We start from the raw sequence: 19644 nt of genomic DNA on the forward strand, positions 1-19644 counted from the left end.
TGCTTGGCGACCATAGCATTATGGACCCACCTGATCCCATGCCGAACTCAGTAGTGAAACGTAATAGCGCCGATGGTAGTGTGGGGTCTCCCCATGTGAGAGTAGGACATCGCCAGGCTCCCAATTTAGATATTCATGTTGAACGATGGGTATCGGATAGAGACGAAAGTGTCTATCACCGTGTGGAGCGGTAGTTCAGTTGGTTAGAATACCGGCCTGTCACGCCGGGGGTCGCGGGTTCGAGTCCCGTCCGCTCCGCCACTTATTCAGACAGAGTTAAGTCTTTAAAATAACTACAGGGGTATAGCTCCAATTGGCAGAGCAGCGGATTCCAAATCCGCGTGTTGGGAGTTCGAATCTCTCTACCCCTGCCACATACGAAGCCTCAGTCGAAAGACTGGGGCTTTTTTACATCTGTTGCTTCTGTGAAGCAATGTTGGGAGAACTAGGCGTCCCCCTGGCTCGCCAGCTCTGTCGAATCTCCGGAGTACCGGCCCTGTCACCCCCTGCCACTTTCAAAGCTCTAGACTACGCGTCCCGGCAGAAATACTGGAGCCTTTTTCGTATCTGCTACTTCTGCAATATCGTCTTGGTAAGCTAGGATCTCTCCTCAATGTTGATACTTCCTTGGCAGTTGATTTTCCTATATTTATCAATGCTGTGACTCGGTTTGAGAAATTCCGTTTGATCTCCGGTGATTTGGCAGTAGAATGAATAATAGATTAGGGGTGTAGCTCCAATTGGCAGAGCAGCGGATTCCAAATCCGCGTGTTGGGGGTTCGAATCCCTCCACCCCTGCCAGATCTAAAACCTCAGCAGAGATGCTGAGGTTTTTTTGTATCTGTCATTTTTCCAAAATGAAGTTGGAGTGGCCAGCCCGCTTGGAGCACCAGCCCGGTCGAATCTCCGGAGTGCCGGCCCAGTCTACCTCAGCCATCTTCAAGGCTCTAGACTACGCGTCCCGGCAGAAATCGTATGCGCAGTATTTAAGTTTTACTGCATGCTGGCCTCAGGCTAGGCGTCTCCGTCTAAAGGCTGGGCTTTATTACGCCTGTGCTTTTGGCATCTAATAATTATTTTCGCTTGTTGTTCGTGGGGATAAGCGATAGCATTTAGCCATTGTCATCGCCTAAAGCGTTGACGGGTGATGGAGTTCCACCTTTAACCGCTCAACCGAGATAATGACTCCTGCTGTAGTAGGATAGATCCGTCTATGGTGGGGCTTGTTATTTGCCGTAGCATCTATCCTTGTGAGTAATCCCAGATAAAGATAGATATGGTATGGCGCATCCATTAAGTTCAAATCCTAAAATTTTCGTTCAAATCCTCCGTTGGACGCTTCTCATTATCCCCGTAGCCGTTATTGTCGGCTCGCTGAATGCCTTTTTCCTGTGGATCCTCAGTGTTGCGACTGCAACTCGTATCGATAATCCATGGCTTATATATCTTTTGCCGTTGGCTGGTTTAGTGATTGTTTACTGCTACCGCAATTTAGGGAAAAACTCCGAGGGCGGTAATAACCTTATCATGGATGAAATCCATGAACCCGGTGCCGGGATCCCAGCCCGTATGGCTCCCTTGGTCTTGATTACAACGGTGATCACCCACCTATTCGGTGGGTCGGCAGGCCGTGAGGGAACGGCCGTGCAAATTGGCGGGGCTTCTACTCATTGGCTAGCACGTAAATTTAAGCTGAATGAGTCTGACACTCGGCTTATTCTTATTGCCGGTGTAGCCGCTGGCTTTGGGGCTGTATTCGGCACCCCGATGACTGGCGCTATTTTTGCCCTTGAGGTATTGGCGATAGGCCGTTTGCGCTACGATGCGATAATTCCCGCCTTATTCGCTGCAATTTTGGCAGATGTTGTCTGCTCGGCTTGGGGCGTGCACCATACTCACTACCGCATCGATTTCCTTGAAAATATCACCTTGTTTGAGCATGCCGTCAAAGTGGACTTGTGGATGATCGCCAAAATTGTGATTGCTGCCGTTGCATTTGGCTTGGCGGGTTATTTGTTCGGTGAGCTGACCCATGCTTTCAAAGATATCTTTAAGGCAACCCTGAAAAATCCGTATTTGATTGTGGTCGTCGGGGGTTTGATCGTCATTGGTGCTGTGCAGCTCATTGGTAACTATGACTATATCGGTCTGGGTGTTTACTCGAGCCGAGAAGGTGGTGTCAGTATCTTAACCGCTTTCCAGGAGGGTGGTGCCGAATGGTACAGCTGGTTAATCAAGCTGTTGTTGACAGCTGTCACCCTGGCCGCCGGTTATAAGGGCGGCGAGGTTACACCACTGTTTTTTGTTGGCGCAACATTGGGTAATACCATGGCTTGGGTGCTTGGTGCCCCTGTTGATTTGTTTGCTGCTTTGGGTTTCTTGGCGGTATTTGCCGCGGCAACCAATACGCCACTGGCTTGTACCATTATGGGGGTTGAGCTGTTTGGAGCCGAGCACATGTTGTATTTTGCCATTGCGTGCTATACCGCTTATTTCTTCAGTGGCCACACCGGGATCTATTCATCGCAGCGAGTGGCGGTACCTAAGCTGCTTGACTTGGATGGTGCGCCGAAGATTACCCATAAACTGGGTGAGTTGAGAGAAACCCATTCCTCATTGCTTAAATCACTTGTGAAGCGCTTCAAATAATTTTGTTTGAACGAGGCTTGTGATGCAAAGGTATTAATGTTTTTGCCAATTCAGTATTAATTTTATGGGTTCCGCCTTGCTGATGCTGAGCCCCTTTCATATACTGCTAATTCAACTTGTCGGAGTGCCATTTGGCTGAGACCGCATTGCGGGATCCGTAGAACCTGATCAGGCTAATACCTGCGAAGGGAACAAGAGAGACTCTTCTGTATCACTGTATCCACAGTGGCAGTATCAGACGAAACTATACACCTAACGTATAGCCTCTTGTTTACGCACCCATCCGCCAAGCAACTTCCCCCTTTATGGACAAAAAAGGAAATTGCTATGTCGAATCGCAAACAAGCGAGACTGGAAGCGAAACAATTTATCGATTCACTCACCACCCAGGCTTACCCTAGCTCTCGGAAAGTCTATGTTACTGGTAGTCGCGAAGATATCCGTGTACCCATGCGTGAAATCACCTTGGCCGATAGCCTAGTTGGTGGCACCAAAGAAGACCCTGTTTTTGAACCCAATGAGCCGATACGTGTTTATGACACTTCGGGTTTTTATACTGATCCTGAGCAACCCGCTGATATTTATGCCGGCCTGCCTAAACTGCGTGAGGCATGGATTGAGGAGAGGGGGGATACAGAGTATCTCGATGAGCTCAGTTCGCAATATTCCAAGGCTCGCTTGGCTGATGACACGCTTGATGAACTGCGCTTTGAACAGCAGGCGCGTATCCGTCGCGCCAAGACCAGTGCCAATGTCACCCAGTTGCACTATGCCCGCCAGGGGATCATTACGCCCGAAATGGAGTTTATCGCCATTCGTGAAAACATGGGGCGGGCTAAATATCGCGATGAGGTGCTAAACCAGCAGCATCCGGGTATGGCCTTTGGTGCTAACCTTCCTGAAGAAATCACCCCAGAATTTGTCCGCCGCGAAGTTGCCGAAGGCCGGGCTATCATCCCTTGTAATATCAATCACCCTGAATCTGAGCCGATGATCATTGGTCGTAATTTTTTGGTCAAGGTCAATGCCAATATCGGCAACTCGTCGGTTAGCTCTTCTATTGAAGAAGAGGTTGAAAAGTTAGTGTGGTCTACCCGTTGGGGAGGCGACACAGTGATGGATCTTTCAACCGGACGAAATATTCACGAAACCCGCGAGTGGATTATTCGTAACAGCCCGGTTCCGATTGGCACCGTACCTATGTACCAGGCGCTGGAGAAGGTCAACGGGATTGCTGAGAACCTCAACTGGGAGGTGTTCCGTGACACCTTGCTTGAGCAAGCTGAGCAGGGTGTGGATTACTTCACGATTCATGCCGGTGTCTTGTTGCGCTATGTCCCAATGACGGCCAAAAGGCTCACCGGTATTGTTTCGCGCGGCGGTTCGATCATGGCCAAATGGTGTTTGGCTCATCATCAGGAAAGCTTCTTGTATGAGCACTTCCGCGAGATTTGCGAAATCTGTGCTCAGTACGACATCGCCCTGTCGTTGGGGGATGGCCTGCGTCCGGGGTCGGTAGCTGATGCTAATGATGAGGCACAGTTCAGTGAGTTGCGTACTCTGGGTGAGCTGACCAAGATCGCCTGGGAATACGATGTCCAGGTGATGATTGAGGGACCGGGCCATGTGCCGATGCACATGATCAAGGAAAACATGGAAGAGCAGCTCAAGCACTGCGATGAAGCACCGTTTTACACCTTGGGGCCTCTGACGACTGATATTGCTCCGGGTTATGACCATATTACCTCAGGCATCGGTGCTGCCCTGATTGGCTGGTACGGTTGTGCCATGCTGTGCTACGTCACACCGAAAGAACACCTCGGCCTACCGAATAAAGAAGATGTAAAGGTGGGGCTGATCACGTACAAGCTGTGTGCCCATGCGGCAGACTTAGCAAAAGGCCACCCCGGTGCTCAAGTACGCGATAACGCCTTATCGAAGGCACGCTTTGAATTCCGTTGGGAAGATCAATTTAATCTGGCTTTAGACCCTGAAACGGCTCGAGCCTACCATGATGAAACACTCCCTCAGGAGTCCGGCAAGATCGCGCATTTCTGTTCGATGTGCGGACCGAAATTCTGCTCGATGAAGATCTCACAAGAAGTTCGCGACTATGCGAAAGGGCTGGAAAAAGAAGGTGATTTAGCGGTGAAGATGTTGGATGACCCACTTGAAGGCATGCAGCAAAAAGCCGATGAATTCCGGGCAAGGGGAAGTGAGCTTTATCACCCAATTAAAGAGGAAAGTTAATGAACGCGTTGTGTTTACCCGACCACTTAGCGCCATTGCTGATGCACATTGAGCCATTGTTGGCAGCCGCCGACAAATACCAGCTCGGTGAGGCCGTGAGTATGGAGTGGAGCGGATCGGAGGTGGTAGACATTCACCAAGAAGGCGTGGCCTTCGCGGTGGCGTTTAATCCGTCCGAAGCGATGACTCAGGGGATAGAGGTACGTGATCAGTGGATCGCCCCTTACCCATCACTGGCAGAGATGCAGCAGCAGGTGGCGGAGAATCCGGCACTGGTTGTTTGTGGGCTACCGACAGAGCGAGGCTGTGTCGATATGTGGCACCATCTCGGTGAAGCCCGGGCTGTGTATTGTCATCATGCCGGCGCCAGTGAGCCGCAGCGTGCGATGTTGCTGGCTGCTCTGGCGTTGGACTATCCACTGGAAGATGCGGTAACCCTGTCGCGCGCCCATGCCCGTGGCTATTTGGAAAGTCACTCGGATGGTTATGGGGAAACCGGCTGGCCAGTGGTGCGCTCGCTTTTCCCGCGTCCACTGACTGTCAACCATCCAGAAAGCAGCGAGCTTGGTTGGGTAAGCAAAGAAGTGGCCGTAGCACCGTTTGCCTCGGTCGAACGCAATAAGTTGGCGCTGTATCCGGTTGTCGATACTGCTGATTGGGTAATCCGCTTGCTCGATTTGGGGGTGAAGACGACCCAGCTACGGATCAAAGATCCATCAGAGCCAACATTGCCTGCGCAGATCGCCAGTATTGTGGCAGCCGGCAAGCAACATGGTGCGCAGGTCTTTGTAAATGATTACTGGCAGTTGGCTATCGATAACCAAGCTTATGGTGTTCATCTGGGGCAGGAAGATTTGGAAACGGCCGATCTGGCGGCAATCCAACAGGCTGGACTTCGTCTTGGCCTTTCAACCCATGGTTACTACGAGATCCTGCGGGCGGCAGAATTTGCCCCAAGCTATATTGCATTGGGCCATATCTTCCCTACCACAACCAAAGACATGCCATCCAAACCGCAGGGGTTGAACCGTCTAGCGCTATATCAGAAGTTGATTGGCGATGCGTTCCCGACTGTCGCGATTGGCGGTATTGATTTATCGCGAGCCGAGCGGGTATGGCGTACTGGGGTGAGCAGTGTGGCGGTGGTACGAGCCATTACCCAAGCGGATGATCCGGCACAGGCGGTCGCAGCATTTGATGACATCTTGGTCCGTAACCCAGCCGAATAGGGAGGAAATCATGCTCAGTGATCAGGAATTTCTTCGCTATAACCGTCAGATCATGCTGCCGCAGATCGGTGAGTCTGGTCAGCAGTCATTGGCCAACGCTCAGGTGTTGTTGGTTGGTGCGGGCGGCTTGGGATCGGCGGCGGCTCTGTACCTTGCCGGTGCTGGGATCGGGAATCTGGTGATTGCCGATGATGACACTGTTGATAGTTCTAACTTGCAACGCCAGGTGGTTTACCGCGATAGCGATCAAGGCAAAGCAAAGGCTGAGATGGCAGCAGAGCAACTGCAGGCGTTTAACCCGTACATTCGTATCCGGGCCGTTAAGGCTCGATTAGCTGCTCAGCGGTTGGCGATGGAAGTCTCGTTGGCTGATGTGGTCCTTGATTGCTCCGATAATCTAGAGACACGCTACGCTGTCAACCAAGCCTGTTTCAAGACCAACACACCGCTGATCTCAGGGGCGGCTATTCGTTGGCAGGGGCAACTGATGGCATTTGATTTTCGCCAGGGTAAGGGGCCGTGTTACCACTGTTTATTCCCGCGCCAGACAGGGGCCGTTGACGAGCCGCAGAATTGCAGTAACTCAGGCATTGCCGGCCCGGTGGTAGGCACTGTGGGTACCTTGCAGGCACTGGAAACCATTAAATTACTGACCGGTGCAGGCGAAGTGGGCTTTGGCTCCCTACGCCAGTTCGATGGTCTGACGATGGGCTGGCAAGCCTTTCAATTACCGACAGATAGATCGTGCCCAGTTTGCGGGACGGGAGAATAAAACCACTATGACAACAGCAACTCTGATCCAAGTCCGGGTCAATGATAAACCGGTGGAGGTGCCTGAAGGGCAGTCTCTCAATGCCCTGCTGATCCAACTGGATATGCCGCTTCAGGCCACTGCGGTTGCAATTAATGAAGATATCGTGGCCCGTAGTGAGTGGGACACAACAATACTAAGCACCGGCGATCGCATCGCCCTGTTCCAAGCGATTGCAGGAGGATAAATGCTAACTATCGCTGATAAGACGTTCTCGTCACGCCTGTTTACCGGCACCGGTAAGTATGCCAGCCGCCACGCTATGGCGGAATCGATCATTGCCTCTGGCTCTGAGTTGGTCACCATGGCCCTCAAACGTGTGGATATCGAAAGCCGTGATGATGATATTCTCGCGCCGCTGGTCGGGGCCGGGGTCAATTTGTTGCCAAATACTTCCGGTGCCAAAAATGCCAAAGAAGCCGTATTCGCGGCCAAACTGGCCCGTGAAGCTCTGGGGACCAATTGGCTGAAGCTGGAAATCCACCCTGATCCTAAGTACTTGATGCCCGATCCGATTGAGACCCTGGCGGCTGCCGAGGAGCTGGTGCGCGAAGGCTTTATTGTCCTCCCTTATTGCCATGCCGATCCGGTACTGTGTAAGCGTTTGGAAGAAGTCGGTTGTGCGGCCGTCATGCCATTGGGGGCACCGATTGGTTCCAACAAAGGGCTGGCCTCGCGTGATTTTCTTGAAATCATCATTGATCAGGCCAGGGTACCTGTGATTGTTGATGCCGGTATTGGCGCGCCGTCCCATGCTGCTGAAGCGATGGAGATGGGGGCTGATGCGGTATTGGTGAACACGGCGATAGCGGCAGCGGCTGATCCGATTGTGATGGGGCGTGCCTTTAAGCTTGCCGTCGAGAGTGGCCGGATGGCGTATGAAGCGGGTTTGGCGGGGACGGTTAACCATGCCATTGCCTCTAGCCCTTTAACTGCTTTCTTGGATCAGTCTGCTTAAGGAGCCTGCGATGAGTTTCGTTGATGAGTGGAAGCAGCTTGATTGGGATGATATCCGGCTGTCGATCTATGGTAAGACGGCGGCGGATGTTGAGCGGGCACTGTGCAAACCCAAGCGTGATTTGGATGATTTCAAAGCGCTGATCTCGCCGGCGGCAGAACCTTATCTCGAGCAGATGGCACAGCAGTCGGCGGCGCTGACCCGCAAGCGCTTCGGGCATACGGTGTCGTTTTACATTCCGTTATACCTATCCAACCTGTGTGCCAATGCGTGTACCTACTGCGGTTTCTCCATGGAAAACCGCATTAAGCGCCGCACCCTGAATATGGCTGAAATTGAGCGTGAATGTGAGGCAATCAAAGCCAAGCAGTTCGACAGTATCCTGTTGGTGACCGGTGAGCATGAGCGTAAAGTCGGGATGGAATACTTTCGAGAAGCCCTGCCAGCGATTAAATCCCATTTCAGCTATTTGGCAATGGAAGTCCAGCCGTTGGAGCAGGATGAATATGCTGAGCTGAAAACCCTCGGCTTGGATGCGGTGATGGTTTATCAGGAAACCTACAGTGCGCCGACTTACGCCCAGCACCATTTGCGCGGCAACAAGATGGACTTTGAGTACCGGTTGGCCACGCCTGATCGCTTGGCAAAAGCAGGGATTGATAAGATTGGGATCGGCGCACTGATTGGCCTTGAAGAGTGGCGTACTGACTGCTTCTTTGCCGCTGCGCACCTTGACTATCTTGAGCGTGCCTACTGGCAAACACGGTATTCGATTTCCTTCCCGCGTCTGCGTCCGTGTGAAGGTGGCTTGCAGCCCAAATCGGTGATGAATGATCGCCAATTGGTGCAGCTGATCTGTGCCTACCGGTTGTTTAATCCTGAGGTTGAGCTGTCGCTGTCGACCCGAGAATCGGCACAGTTCCGAGATAATGTGCTGCCATTGGGGATCACCACCATGTCGGCCGAGTCCAAGACCCAACCGGGGGGGTATGCTGACGATGTACCGGAGTTGGAGCAGTTTGCGATCAGTGATGAGCGCCCGGCAGTCGACGTCGCCGCAGCGGTCAAGCAGCGTGGCTTCGAGGTGGTGTGGAAGGACTGGCACCACGCGTATTCGGGCTAACAGGCAGTGAGTATTTGGCGCTATACCTGCATCGAAAGTGCTCATTGATAGTTATAAACTCTGCGCTCTCACTTTGCTCTAGCGCCAAACGCTACACAGCTAAGATCGAATGGTTTAAAGATAAAAAAACGCCCGCACAGATTATCTGTGCGGGCGTTTTTCATTTTGTTGTTAGCGTTATGTCATCAACGCGGTGATTAACGCGTTAGCGGTGCTGTGGCCTGCTCTAGCCATGCCAGATCATCGCCTTGCAGCGATGGGCTCAGCACATCGAAAACGCTCTGGTGGTAGGTGTTCAGCCAGCTAAGCTCTGCATCAGTCATCAGTGCCAGATCAACCAAGCGACGGTCAATAGGGGCACGGGTCAGAGACTCGAAGCCCATCACGGTCATGTCACCGGCGGTTTCCACTTCCACAACCAGCTCCAGGTTTTCGATGCGGATCCCGAACGCATCAGCGCGGTAGTAGCCCGGTTCGTTCGACAGCACCATACCCGGTAGCAGGGCGGTTGGATTGTGTACTTTAGCGATACGCTGCGGGCCTTCGTGGACACTCAGGAAGTGGCCGACACCATGGCCGGTACCGTGGTCGTAATCAAAGCCATAGGCCCATAGGTGCTGACGCGCAAGGGCATCAAGTTGTGAACCTGTGGTGCCTTTCGGGAAACGGGCCGACGCCAAGCCGATATGGCCTTTTAATACCAGGGTGAAGGTTTGCTTTACCTCATTGCCCGGCTCGCCGATGGCGATTGTGCGGGTGATGTCGGTCGTGCCGTCTGGGTACTGGCCGCCCGAATCCACCAGGTAGACATTGTCCATCTCCAGTACGCTTGGCTCTGGTTGGTTATTGTGGTTGTAGTGACACATGGCGGCGTTGCCAGCAGCGGCCGAAATCGTATCGAAGCTGACATCGGTACAACGGCTGTCTTCGCTGCGGAATTGCCACAGTTTGTCCGACAGAGTGCCTTCGTCCAGTAGGTTGCCCTGTGCGACTTGGCTATCCACCCAGGCGAGGAACTTGCTGACTGCCACGCCATCGCGGATATGGCAGGCCTTCATGCCGGCAATTTCCGTTGGGTTCTTGGCGGCTTTCGGCAGCAGGCAAGGATCGGCGGCTTCCAGTAGTGTGGCATCGGCATCACGCAAGGTTTGGCTGGCCCAGGCATTGCTGGTGGCCGGATCAACCAACACGGTTTTGCCTGAAAGTTGCTGGAGGCCAGCTTCCAGAGCGTCAGGGGCATTGACGCGTACGCCTTCGCCAACATGGGCGGTGAAGCCTCCTGGCAAACGGCTTGGGTCAATATAGAAATCCACGCTTTGATCGGCATGAAGTAGCGCCGTTGATAGCAGAACCGGCAGGCTCGGTACATCGCTACCACGGATGTTAAGCAACCAAGCAATGCTGTCGAGCTGGGTCAGCAGTACCGCATCGGCTTTTTGTTGGGTGAGCTCGGCGGCAATCCGTGCTCGCTTGTCGCTGCTGCTCTGGCCGACAAAATCCAGTCCCATCAATTTGGCTTGCGACAAGGTCGCAGCTGGGCGGTCGGACCAAAAGAGCTCGATGGGGTTGTCGCTAATGCTGACCAGCTCCAATTCACCCGCAACTTGCGCTTGGGTGCGAGTCAGCCAAGCGGCGCTGTGCAGGCGTGGGTCGATAGCCACTTTGCTGTTCGGTGCCAGGTTGTCCAATGCCCATTGTACCGGCGGCTCATCAATCAGGTGGCGGTATTCGTAGACATCACCCGGTACCTGCTTGCGAACTTGGACCACATAGCGGCCGTCGACAAACATGGCTGCCTTATCGCGGGCAATCACAGCCATACCCGCCGAGCCGGTAAAGCCGGTCGCCCAGTGCAGGCGCTCGTTATGGGCCGGGATATATTCGCCCAGATATTCATCTTCGTGGGGGATCAAAAGGGCGTCGAGCTGGTTTGCTTCCAGCCACTGGCGGATCTGCGCGACGCGTTGCGAGATAACTGCTTGCATGGGTGTATTTTTCCTTTCACTAAGTCACCGTCCGTGTGACGGCTATGAGGGCAGCCTGAATAACAAATACCCCTGTTCCCCGTGGGGAAAACAGGAAATGTTGGCTGTTCAGGCTGATCTCCCTAAATTAGCGCTTTTGTGTAATAGCTGCAATTAGCTAACAGACAAATCACGGCAGCGCGAGGTGATAATTTGCCGTAACCAGCTATGTCCTGGGTCTTTTTCTTGATGTTGATGCCAAAAGAGGGTGTAAGCCATAGGAGGAAGTGCTGACGGTAGAGGAAGAACCGCAAGCTCTAACTGGGCGGCAATATAGCCGGCAAAATGACTTGGGGCGGTGAACACCAGATCAGTATGGGTACACAGGCTAGCGGCACTATTGAAATCGGGCACATACATCGCGATATCACGCTGCAGGCCCCGCTCGGCCAGTTTGTAATCGAGCAGCCAGCGGTCATCATTGCCGCAGCGCACTTGGATATGACGTTGCTGCAGATAGCAAGTTTCATCCCATGGCTGTGCTAGGGCCGGATGGTCTTTACGGACCAAGCAGCATTGGGTATCACGGCACAGTTCGGTAAACACGATCCCTTTGGGAGGCATCAGGGTCAGCATGGCATCCTTGGGATTGAGATCCTTACCGGTAATACCGAAGTCCACTTCGCCACTGATCAGTTTTTCAAAGGTATTGGACTCCCAGGCTTGGGTATCGAGGATGATATTGGGCCCTTCCGCAAAAATATCACCGAGGAACTGGGGCAGGAACAGCGGGTAGGCGCTCTCGACCAGCGCCATGCGGAAATGGCGGTCGCTGGTTTGGGGGACAAACGCCGCTGGGGCAGTCAGGTGCTCGATATCTCTGAGTAGTTGTTCGAGCTGTGGCATCAAGGCCATGGCGCGGGGAGTTGGCCTCATGCCGTGGGCGCTACGGACAAACAAGGGGTCATCGAATTGCTCGCGCAGGCGGTTGAGACTCTTGCTAACGGCCGATTGGCTCAGACATAGCCGCTTGGCGGCCAAGGTGACGCTGCCTTCTTCCAGTAAGACATGAAGACAAACCAACAAGTTGAGATCCAATCTGGCGAGTTTTTCAAATGACACGTTAGCGCTCCCCCGTCAATGAAGTGATATTCCCAAATGGAAAATCGGTGTTGAATATATACCATTTCTATTCATATCTTGAACACCGTAAACTGCCGCCATTGCTCAACAGGATAAAACTATGCAACCGAAAAACTCTGCGGATAAACGGCTGGTGGCCTTGATGGTTACCCTGGTGCTGTTTAGCCCGCTTGCCATTGATATTTATCTGCCAGCGCTACCGGCGATGGCGGAGACCTTTGCCGTTGATCTGACCCGAGTGCAAGATACGATAACTTGGTTCATGTTTAGCTTGGGCCTTGGCCAACTGCTGGCTGGACCGCTGGCAGACCGATTTGGCCGCCGTCCTATTGCTTTAGCTGGTATCGCGATTTACGGCGCGAGTGCCACGCTGGCGTATGTTGCCCAGTCTTTGGATATGTTATTGGTTGCCCGTTTATTGCAGGGCTTTGGAGCTTGTGCGACATCGGTAGCGGCATTTGCGGCAGTGCGTGACAGTTTCGGCCCAGAGAAAAGCGGCCGGATGATCAGCTATCTGAATGGCGCGATCTGTTTTATCCCTGCTTTAGCCCCTTTGCTGGGAACCTGGCTGACCCATCAGTTTGGCTGGCGTGCTAACTTTAGCTTCATGGCTGGCTTTGCGCTGGTCGCGGGCTTGTTTATCTTGATGTTGTTCCGTGAAACTCGCCCGGCTGATACTGATATATCCGGCTCGGCGATTAGTTTATCACGCTACTGGTCTGTCCTAAGGGAACCGACTTTCTTGTACCATGCCAGTATGTGTATGTTGGCGATGGCAGTGATCCTTGCTTATGTTACCTCGGCACCTGCGTGGTTGATGGTTGAACTCGGTCAGAGTATGAACCAGTTTACCTTGTGGTTTGGTATCAATGCTGCGCTGAATATCTTGGCTTGTATGGTTGCCCCTAAATACATTGATCGCTTTGGCTCGCGAATGACGCTCAATACTGGTCTGGTGATTTTGGTACTGGCTGGCATGCTGATGTTGTTGGTTGGCCATATTGCCCAAGCGTGGGCCTTCATGGCACCGATCTTTATGTCCTCGTTCGGCTTTGCCTTTGTGCTTGGTTCGGCGGCGGGCAAGGCACTGGCACCGTTCGGTGACCGTGCCGGTACGGCTGCCGCGTTGCTTGGTTTGTTCCAGATGAGTGGTGCTGGTGCGATGGTAAGCCTGACCCAACGCTTGGGCTTGAGCTCACCTGACTTGATGGTATTGCAGATGTGGTTGTTGGTCCCGGGCCTGTTGATTTTGTGGACCAAATTCGGCCGCCGTTGGCATGCGCCTGTGACCGCTTAATAGAAAATGCTCGATAATAAAAAGACGCCGCCCCTTTGAAGGCGCAGGGTCTCGACAACCCGTACTTACTCGCTTGCCTGCCACTTAGTGGCAGGCTTTTTTTTGTTTTTTTAAGGCGTTTAAGGCTAAACCGGGGTTTCGGTTTGCTGTTTTTTGCCTTTCCACTGCTGGATAAGCAGGCCGAATACTATCAGCACCAAGCCAACCAAGGTCGACGTGTGGATCTCCTCGCCGATAATCGTTGCCAGTAGCATCAGTGAGATAAACGGGGAAATGAAGATCAGGTTGCTGATCCGCGCCGTGTTACGGGTCAGTTTGAGCGCGTTGATCCACAGCACAAAGGTGATTCCCATCTCGAACAAACCGACATAGCTTACCGCCGCCCAGCCTTGCCAAGGGATCGCTGTCCAGCCACCGATGTAAAGACTCAGGCCAATAGAAAAAGGCAATGAGACCAAAAAGCCCAGCAGGACCCCAAGCACCGCATCGGCTTGGTTTTTGGTGTTTAGGATCCAATACATCGCCCACAATAGGGTCGACAGCAGTGCCAGTGCCACACCGGTCGGGTTATCAAACTGCAATGCCATGACATCACCCTTGGTGGCAATCACCACCACACCGAGGTAGCCCAGCACACAGGCCGCCCAGTCTTGCTTACGGATTTTCTGGCCGAGGAAGACGGCGGCCATCAGCGTCAGGGTGATCGCCCAGCTATAGTTGAGCGGCTGGGCCTGGGATGCCGGTAGCAGGTCGTAGGCTTCGAAGAGCACCAGATAGTAGGCAAAAGGGTTGATGAGGCCGAGCAATAAGTAGTAATGCGGCCTCGCCATAAAGGTACGGCCTAGCAGATGGAGTTTGCCTTGATACAGAGCGATACCAGCCAGAGCGATGGCAGAGACCACACTGGCGGCAACCAGCATTTGAACTGGAGTAAAGAAATCGAGGGTGATCTTAAAAGCGGTGGCAACGGTCGACCACAGCAGGACGGCCGCCAGACCATACCCGAGCGCATAACGTTCGTTCATTGTTCATCCATAATCAATTGCTGCTTTGGCTAGGCAGCCGGGGGGTTGGGTAGGGCGTCAGTCTATTCGATTGCAGCGAAGCCGACCAGAAAATTGCGACAAGGAATGTGAGCTTGCTGCGAAGGGCATTTCAGTGCTAGAGATGCTGGACATTTATCCAGTATCCTCTTAGCCTTATTGGCAAAAGCATATCAATTGCTGGTTAATCAACGAGTCAGGAACAAAGCATGATGAATGAGTGGTTGTCGGGATACGGCTTGGCTATCGTGACCGGTGTATCCGGGGCCATGGTCGCTGGGTCGATCGTGGCATGGCTGGTAAACAACCGCTGGCAACAGCAAATGCAACTTCTGCGTCAGCAAGCAGAGAACGAGCTGAAATTGGCGCAAAACCGCGAACAGCATTACCAAGGCCAGCTTGGCGAGCGTAATCAAGAGCTCGATGAAATGGATGTTGAACGCGATCGGCTGACGGCCGAGTTACGCCAGATGCATGGTCGCCTCGCGGCGGCATTGGAGAAAATGCGCCATTTCGACGCGCTCAAGAACGAGAAGCAATACCTGACTGAGCAACTTGAAAACAGTCGGATGGCGGGGGCCGGCCTCGAGGCTGACTTGCGCGAGCAGGAGGCCCGTCACTTTGAAGAGCAGAAAGCCGCCGATGACAAGATCGCCCTATTGGAAAATGCCGAAGAGCGGTTGCGGGTGCAGTTTGAAAGTTTGGCCAACCGTTTGTTCGAGCAAAAGACCCGAACGGTCGATCAGCAGAACCGGATCAGTATGGAAGGCTTGTTGGGGCCGCTGCGCGAGCAGCTGGATGGGTTCCGCAAGCAGGTCAATGACAATTTCAATCAAGAAGCCCGTGAACGCCATACCTTGGTCCATGAAATCAATAACCTCAAGCAGCTCAATGAACAGATGGCCCGCGAAGCGGTAAACCTGACCCAGGCCTTGAAAGGGGACAACAAGGCGCAGGGTAATTGGGGTGAAGTCGTGCTAGCCCGGGTGCTGAGTGAATCGGGGTTGCGCGAAGGGCATGAATACCAAACGCAGGTCAGCCTCGAGGATGGGGACGGCAAGCGCTACCAACCGGATGTCGTTGTCCACCTACCACAAAGCAAAGATGTGGTCATCGATGCCAAGATGTCACTGATCGCCTACGAGCGCTTTTTCAATGCTGACAATGTTGCCGAGCAGGAGCTGGCTCTGGGTGAGCACGTTGCTTCGGTACGCAGCCATATCCGTGGATTGAGTCGCAAGGACTACCATCAGCTGCACGGGGTTGAAAGCTTGGATTACGTGTTGATGTTTATTCCTGTCGAGCCAGCGTTCCAGGCCGCTATTCAATCTGATCCACGCCTGATCCGCGATGCGATGGATCAGAACATCATGCTGGTCAGCCCAACGACGTTGCTGGTGGCCTTGCGAACCATCAATAACCTGTGGCGCAATGAGCGCCAGAACCAAAATGCCAAACAAATTGCCGAGCGGGCCAGCAAGCTTTACGACAAGCTGCGGTTGTTTGTGACCGACATGGAAGCCATGGGCGCATCACTGGAGAAGGCTAACCTGAGCTACCAGGGGGCGATGAACAAGCTGGTTACGGGCCGCGGCAATGTGATCCGACAGGCTGAAGGGTTCCGCCAGTTGGGGGTCGAGGTCAAGCGTGATATCAATCCGTTGCTAACCGAAAGGGCGATGCTGGGGGCGGCCGATGATAGGTCGCTGGCTGCAATTGGAGAGGACGGCTCAACAGCATAATAGTGCGGTGTGGACTTAGATGCAGGTTGTGCTTTGAGCAAACCTCAACCATCAAGTACACTAGGGCAAAATAATACGTTAACCATTATGGAAGTAGCATGACGGACACCACACTAGAGACGACCCATTTTGGCTACCGGACCGTAGCCAAGGACGACAAGGCAGAAATGGTTGCTGAGGTATTTCACTCGGTAGCCGCTAAGTACGACATTATGAATGACTTGATGTCGATGGGAGTCCATCGGGTGTGGAAGCGTTTTACCATTGATTGCAGTGGTGTGCGCCGTGGTCACAAGGTGCTCGATCTAGGTGGCGGTACCGGTGACTTGACAGCCAAGTTCTCGCGCATTGTTGGCGATGATGGTCAGGTGATTTTGGCCGATATCAACAACTCGATGCTGAAAGTGGGCCGCAGCAAGCTGCGGGACAACGGGATTGTCGGCAACGTGGGCTATGTTCAGGCCAATGCCGAAGAGCTGCCTTTCCCGGATGACTACTTTGACTGTATTACCATCAGCTTCTGTCTGCGTAACGTGACCGACAAGGATAAAGCATTGCGTTCGATGTACCGCGTGCTTAAGCCGGGTGGCCGCCTGTTGGTACTGGAGTTCTCCAAGCCTATTGTCGAGCCACTGTCGAAAGTCTATGACGCCTACTCATTCCACCTATTGCCGAAAATGGGTGAAGTGATTGCTAACGATGCCGAAAGCTATCGCTACCTTGCTGAGTCTATCCGGATGCACCCGGACCAAGATACCTTGGAAGGCATGATGCAAAATGCAGGCTTCGAGCAGACCAACTATTACAACCTGACCGGTGGCATTGTTGCCCTGCACCGTGGCTACAAATTCTGAGGAACCCATGCCTGTTGATGCGTTTGTAACCGGGGCGATAGAGACCTCACTCAATGCCTTGCTGAAGGATGATGAAGACAGCCAGCGTCGCCTTGCCCGTTTGAAGGGAAAGGTGATTGGTGTAACCATCAATGAATTTGGCAAGCAGCTTTATTTTGTGTTCAGTCAGCAGATTGATGTCCTCGGTGCCTATGAAGGCGACGTCGACTGTCAGCTGGCGCTGAACCTTTCTGTCTTGCCGGAACTTCGCCAGCAAGCCAACCTGACCCAGCTGATCAAGGCCGATAAACTATCGCTCGAGGGTGATATCCAACTGGCCCAGCAGTTCTCAGCTTTGCTAAGTGGTCTCAAGCCGGATGTTGAAGAAAAATTATCGCAATATACCGGTGATATAGTCGCTCATACGTTAGTCAGCGGTGCCAAACAGGGGGCGCGATTTATCCAGCAAGGTATGGTTAAGCGCCAGCGCGACTTGGCCGAGGTGATCACCGAAGAGTGGCGTTTGGCCCCGCAGGCCCTGGAGGTTGCGTATTTTGCCGATCAGGTCGACGATCTGAAAACGGATGTGGCACGCTGTGAAGCGCGCTTGAACCGCTTAATGGAGCAAGTGCTTCCATGATGGTGTTGTCCGAACTTAAGCGCCTGTACCAGATCACCGCGGTCCAGCTGCGTTACGGGCTTGATGAGCTACTGCCAGAAGACCCACGGCTTAAATTGCCAAAGGCGATGCGCAAGTCATTGTTCTGGCTTCGTAACGAGCACCCGGAAAAGCCATTGGGCGAGCGCCTGCGGTTAGCACTGCAGGAGTTGGGGCCGGTATGGATCAAATTCGGTCAGATGATGTCGACCCGTCGTGACTTGTTCCCGCCGCATATCGCCGATCAGCTGGCGCTGCTGCAAGATCAGGTGGCGTCGTTCGATGGACGCCTGGCCAAGGATCAGATGGAAAAAGCCTTGGGTGGCCCGCTGGAGACATGGTTCAACGACTTCGACGAAGTACCGTTGGCCTCAGCGTCCATCGCCCAGGTCCACACCGCAACGTTGAAAGAAACCGGTAAGGAAGTGGTGCTCAAGGTGATCCGCCCGGATATCTTGCCGGTGATCAAAGCCGATATTACCTTGATGTACCGGATGGCCGGTTTGCTAGAGAAGGTACTGCCGGATGCTCGTCGCTTGCGCCCTGTAGAGGTGGTAAGAGAGTACGAAAAAACCTTGCTTGATGAGCTGAACCTGATGCGCGAGGCCGCCAACGGCATCCAGCTAAGGCGCAACTTTGAAGATAGCGATATGCTCTATGTGCCGGAAGTGTATACCGATTTGAGCCGGGAAAACTTGCTGGTGATGGAGCGTATCTATGGTATCCAGGTGTCGGATATCGACGCGTTGGTGGCCAACGGAACCGACATGAAACTGTTGTCGGAAAATGCGGTGACGATTTTCTTCACCCAGGTGTTCCGTGACAGCTTCTTCCATGCTGACATGCATCCGGGCAATATTTTTGTGGCACGGGAAAATCCAGAAAACCCACAGTGGATCGCACTCGACTGTGGTATCGTCGGTAGTCTGAACCGCGAGGACAAACGTTATCTGGCCGAGAACCTGCTGGCGTTTTTCAACCGCGACTACCGCAAGGTCGCAGAGTTGCATGTGGATTCTGGCTGGGTGCCGGAAGATACCAACATCGATGAATTTGAATGTGCGATTCGCACCGTGTGCGAGCCGATTTTCGAGAAGCCGCTGGCCGAGATTTCGTTTGGCCATGTGCTGCTCAATTTGTTCAATACCGCGCGCCGCTTCAATATGGAAGTACAGCCACAGTTGGTATTGCTGCAAAAAACCTTATTATATGTCGAAGGATTGGGACGTCAGCTGTACCCGCAACTTGATTTGTGGGATACCGCCAAACCTTTCCTGGAAGACTGGATGTCCCGTCAGGTCGGCCCGCAGGCCGTGATCGACGGGGTCAAAACCAGGGCGCCATTCTGGGCAGAGAAATTACCGGAGCTTCCGGAATTACTTTACGATAGTTTGCGCCAAGGCAATGCGCTCAACCAACGTATCGATAAACTCTACGATAACTTCATGGAGAGTCGGCGTTACCAGGGCCAGGCAAGGTTCTACTTTGGCATTGGTGCAACTCTGGTTGTATGTTCTGCCATACTTTTTAGTAATCACATTGAAACCTATTCAGCCATTAGCGCTGCAATGGGGGTCACGTTTTGGTTACTTGGGTGGCGTGCTTGCCGTAAATAGACGGTAAAGTATGCAGCCAACGTATGTACGATTTGTTATTAACCACAATTAGCTGAGGTAAAACAAGCATGGGTGGTATCAGTATCTGGCAATTGCTAATCATTGCACTAATCATTGTTCTGTTGTTCGGAACCAAGAAGTTGCGCACATTGGGCGGTGACTTGGGCTCTGCCGTGAAAGGTTTCAAGAAGGCGATCGGCGATGACGAGCCTTCGACTGAGAAGAAAGATGCAGCAGCTGATGCGGATTTCGATCAGAAGAAACTGGCTGACGAACAGCAGGCTGACCAGGCTCAGAAGAGCCAAAAAGACAAAGAGCAGGTTTAACA

At 53.0% G+C, this 19644-nt stretch carries 16 protein-coding genes, 3 tRNA genes, 1 rRNA gene and 2 riboswitches; of the genes, 17 read left to right on the top strand and 3 right to left on the bottom strand.

From position 1 onward, the window contains the following. The first annotated feature begins 2 nt into the window (after positions 1-2). The 11 genes from rrf to thiH all read left to right on the top strand — a co-directional run bounded on the left by rrf (position 3) and on the right by thiH (position 9020). Positions 3-118 (top strand): 5S ribosomal RNA (rrf, locus tag C9I99_RS14680). 66 nt (positions 119-184) lie between these two features. Next, positions 185-261: transfer RNA gene (locus C9I99_RS14685), tRNA-Asp, on the top strand. 36 nt (positions 262-297) lie between these two features. Beyond that, positions 298-374, top strand: a tRNA-Trp gene (locus C9I99_RS14690). A gap of 350 nt (positions 375-724) precedes the next feature. Then, positions 725-801, top strand: a tRNA-Trp gene (locus C9I99_RS14695). Between the two features lie 333 nt (positions 802-1134). Beyond that, positions 1135-1198: riboswitch (Fluoride riboswitch) on the top strand. Positions 1199-1281: 83 nt separating this feature from the next. Then, positions 1282-2649 carry a voltage-gated chloride channel family protein gene (locus C9I99_RS14700; RefSeq protein ID WP_107349649.1) on the top strand — a complete coding sequence of 456 codons (1368 nt, stop codon included), beginning with the start codon at positions 1282-1284 and terminating at the stop codon, positions 2647-2649. Positions 2650-2759: 110 nt separating this feature from the next. Next, a riboswitch (TPP riboswitch) is annotated at positions 2760-2857 on the top strand. 119 nt (positions 2858-2976) lie between these two features. After that, a complete protein-coding gene (gene thiC, locus C9I99_RS14705; RefSeq protein WP_107349650.1) occupies positions 2977-4899 on the top strand; it encodes a phosphomethylpyrimidine synthase ThiC in 1923 nt (640 codons plus the stop codon). Beyond that, a complete protein-coding gene (gene thiE / locus C9I99_RS14710) occupies positions 4899-6128 on the top strand; it encodes a thiamine phosphate synthase (RefSeq protein ID WP_107349651.1) in 1230 nt (409 codons plus the stop codon). The genes thiC and thiE overlap by 1 nt, the downstream gene beginning before the upstream one ends. Positions 6129-6138: 10 nt before the next feature. Continuing rightward, positions 6139-6900 carry a HesA/MoeB/ThiF family protein gene (locus tag C9I99_RS14715; protein ID WP_107349652.1) on the top strand — a complete coding sequence of 254 codons (762 nt, stop codon included), beginning with the start codon at positions 6139-6141 and terminating at the stop codon, positions 6898-6900. Positions 6901-6907: 7 nt separating this feature from the next. Next, a complete protein-coding gene (gene thiS, locus C9I99_RS14720; protein ID WP_107349653.1) occupies positions 6908-7126 on the top strand; it encodes a sulfur carrier protein ThiS in 219 nt (72 codons plus the stop codon). After that, positions 7127-7897, top strand: a complete 771-nt coding sequence (locus C9I99_RS14725; RefSeq protein ID WP_107349654.1) for a thiazole synthase — start codon at positions 7127-7129, stop codon at positions 7895-7897. A 10-nt stretch (positions 7898-7907) separates the two neighbouring features. Beyond that, positions 7908-9020 (top strand): 2-iminoacetate synthase ThiH, encoded by a 1113-nt coding sequence (gene thiH / locus C9I99_RS14730; protein WP_107349655.1) that lies wholly within the window; start codon positions 7908-7910, stop codon positions 9018-9020. A 197-nt stretch (positions 9021-9217) separates the two neighbouring features. Here the strand turns inward: thiH and C9I99_RS14735 are convergent, their stop codons facing one another. After that, positions 9218-11005 carry an aminopeptidase P family protein gene (locus C9I99_RS14735; RefSeq protein WP_107349656.1) on the bottom strand — a complete coding sequence of 596 codons (1788 nt, stop codon included), beginning with the start codon at positions 11003-11005 and terminating at the stop codon, positions 9218-9220. 153 nt (positions 11006-11158) lie between these two features. After that, entirely contained in the window at positions 11159-12106 is a 948-nt protein-coding gene (locus C9I99_RS14740; protein WP_107349657.1) for a LysR substrate-binding domain-containing protein, read from the bottom strand. Positions 12107-12227: 121 nt separating this feature from the next. On the opposite strand from C9I99_RS14740, the gene C9I99_RS14745 reads away from it, so the two are divergent. Further along, positions 12228-13424 carry a multidrug effflux MFS transporter gene (locus C9I99_RS14745; protein ID WP_107349658.1) on the top strand — a complete coding sequence of 399 codons (1197 nt, stop codon included), beginning with the start codon at positions 12228-12230 and terminating at the stop codon, positions 13422-13424. 125 nt (positions 13425-13549) lie between these two features. On the opposite strand, the gene C9I99_RS14750 is transcribed toward C9I99_RS14745, so the two are convergent. Continuing rightward, on the bottom strand, positions 13550-14449 hold the full coding sequence (locus C9I99_RS14750) for a DMT family transporter (protein ID WP_107349659.1): 900 nt from the start codon (positions 14447-14449) through the stop codon (positions 13550-13552). A 227-nt stretch (positions 14450-14676) separates the two neighbouring features. Between C9I99_RS14750 and rmuC the strand changes: the two genes are divergently transcribed. The 5 genes from rmuC (at position 14677) to tatA (ending at position 19642) form a co-directional block, all read left to right on the top strand. After that, positions 14677-16209 carry a DNA recombination protein RmuC gene (gene rmuC / locus C9I99_RS14755; protein ID WP_107349660.1) on the top strand — a complete coding sequence of 511 codons (1533 nt, stop codon included), beginning with the start codon at positions 14677-14679 and terminating at the stop codon, positions 16207-16209. Positions 16210-16307: 98 nt separating this feature from the next. Further along, positions 16308-17063 (top strand): bifunctional demethylmenaquinone methyltransferase/2-methoxy-6-polyprenyl-1,4-benzoquinol methylase UbiE, encoded by a 756-nt coding sequence (gene ubiE / locus C9I99_RS14760; protein WP_107349661.1) that lies wholly within the window; start codon positions 16308-16310, stop codon positions 17061-17063. Between the two features lie 7 nt (positions 17064-17070). Then, complete coding sequence (locus tag C9I99_RS14765; RefSeq protein WP_107349662.1) at positions 17071-17682, top strand: ubiquinone biosynthesis accessory factor UbiJ; 612 nt, start codon at positions 17071-17073, stop codon at positions 17680-17682. Further along, positions 17679-19316 carry a ubiquinone biosynthesis regulatory protein kinase UbiB gene (ubiB, locus tag C9I99_RS14770; protein ID WP_208113432.1) on the top strand — a complete coding sequence of 546 codons (1638 nt, stop codon included), beginning with the start codon at positions 17679-17681 and terminating at the stop codon, positions 19314-19316. The genes C9I99_RS14765 and ubiB overlap by 4 nt, the downstream gene beginning before the upstream one ends. 68 nt (positions 19317-19384) lie before the next feature. Beyond that, positions 19385-19642 carry a Sec-independent protein translocase subunit TatA gene (gene tatA, locus C9I99_RS14775; RefSeq protein WP_107349663.1) on the top strand — a complete coding sequence of 86 codons (258 nt, stop codon included), beginning with the start codon at positions 19385-19387 and terminating at the stop codon, positions 19640-19642. Positions 19643-19644: the final 2 nt, after the last annotated feature.

This window comes from Photobacterium lutimaris, from assembly GCF_003025555.1.
In the GTDB taxonomy this organism is placed as follows: Bacteria; Pseudomonadota; Gammaproteobacteria; order Enterobacterales; family Vibrionaceae; genus Photobacterium; species Photobacterium lutimaris.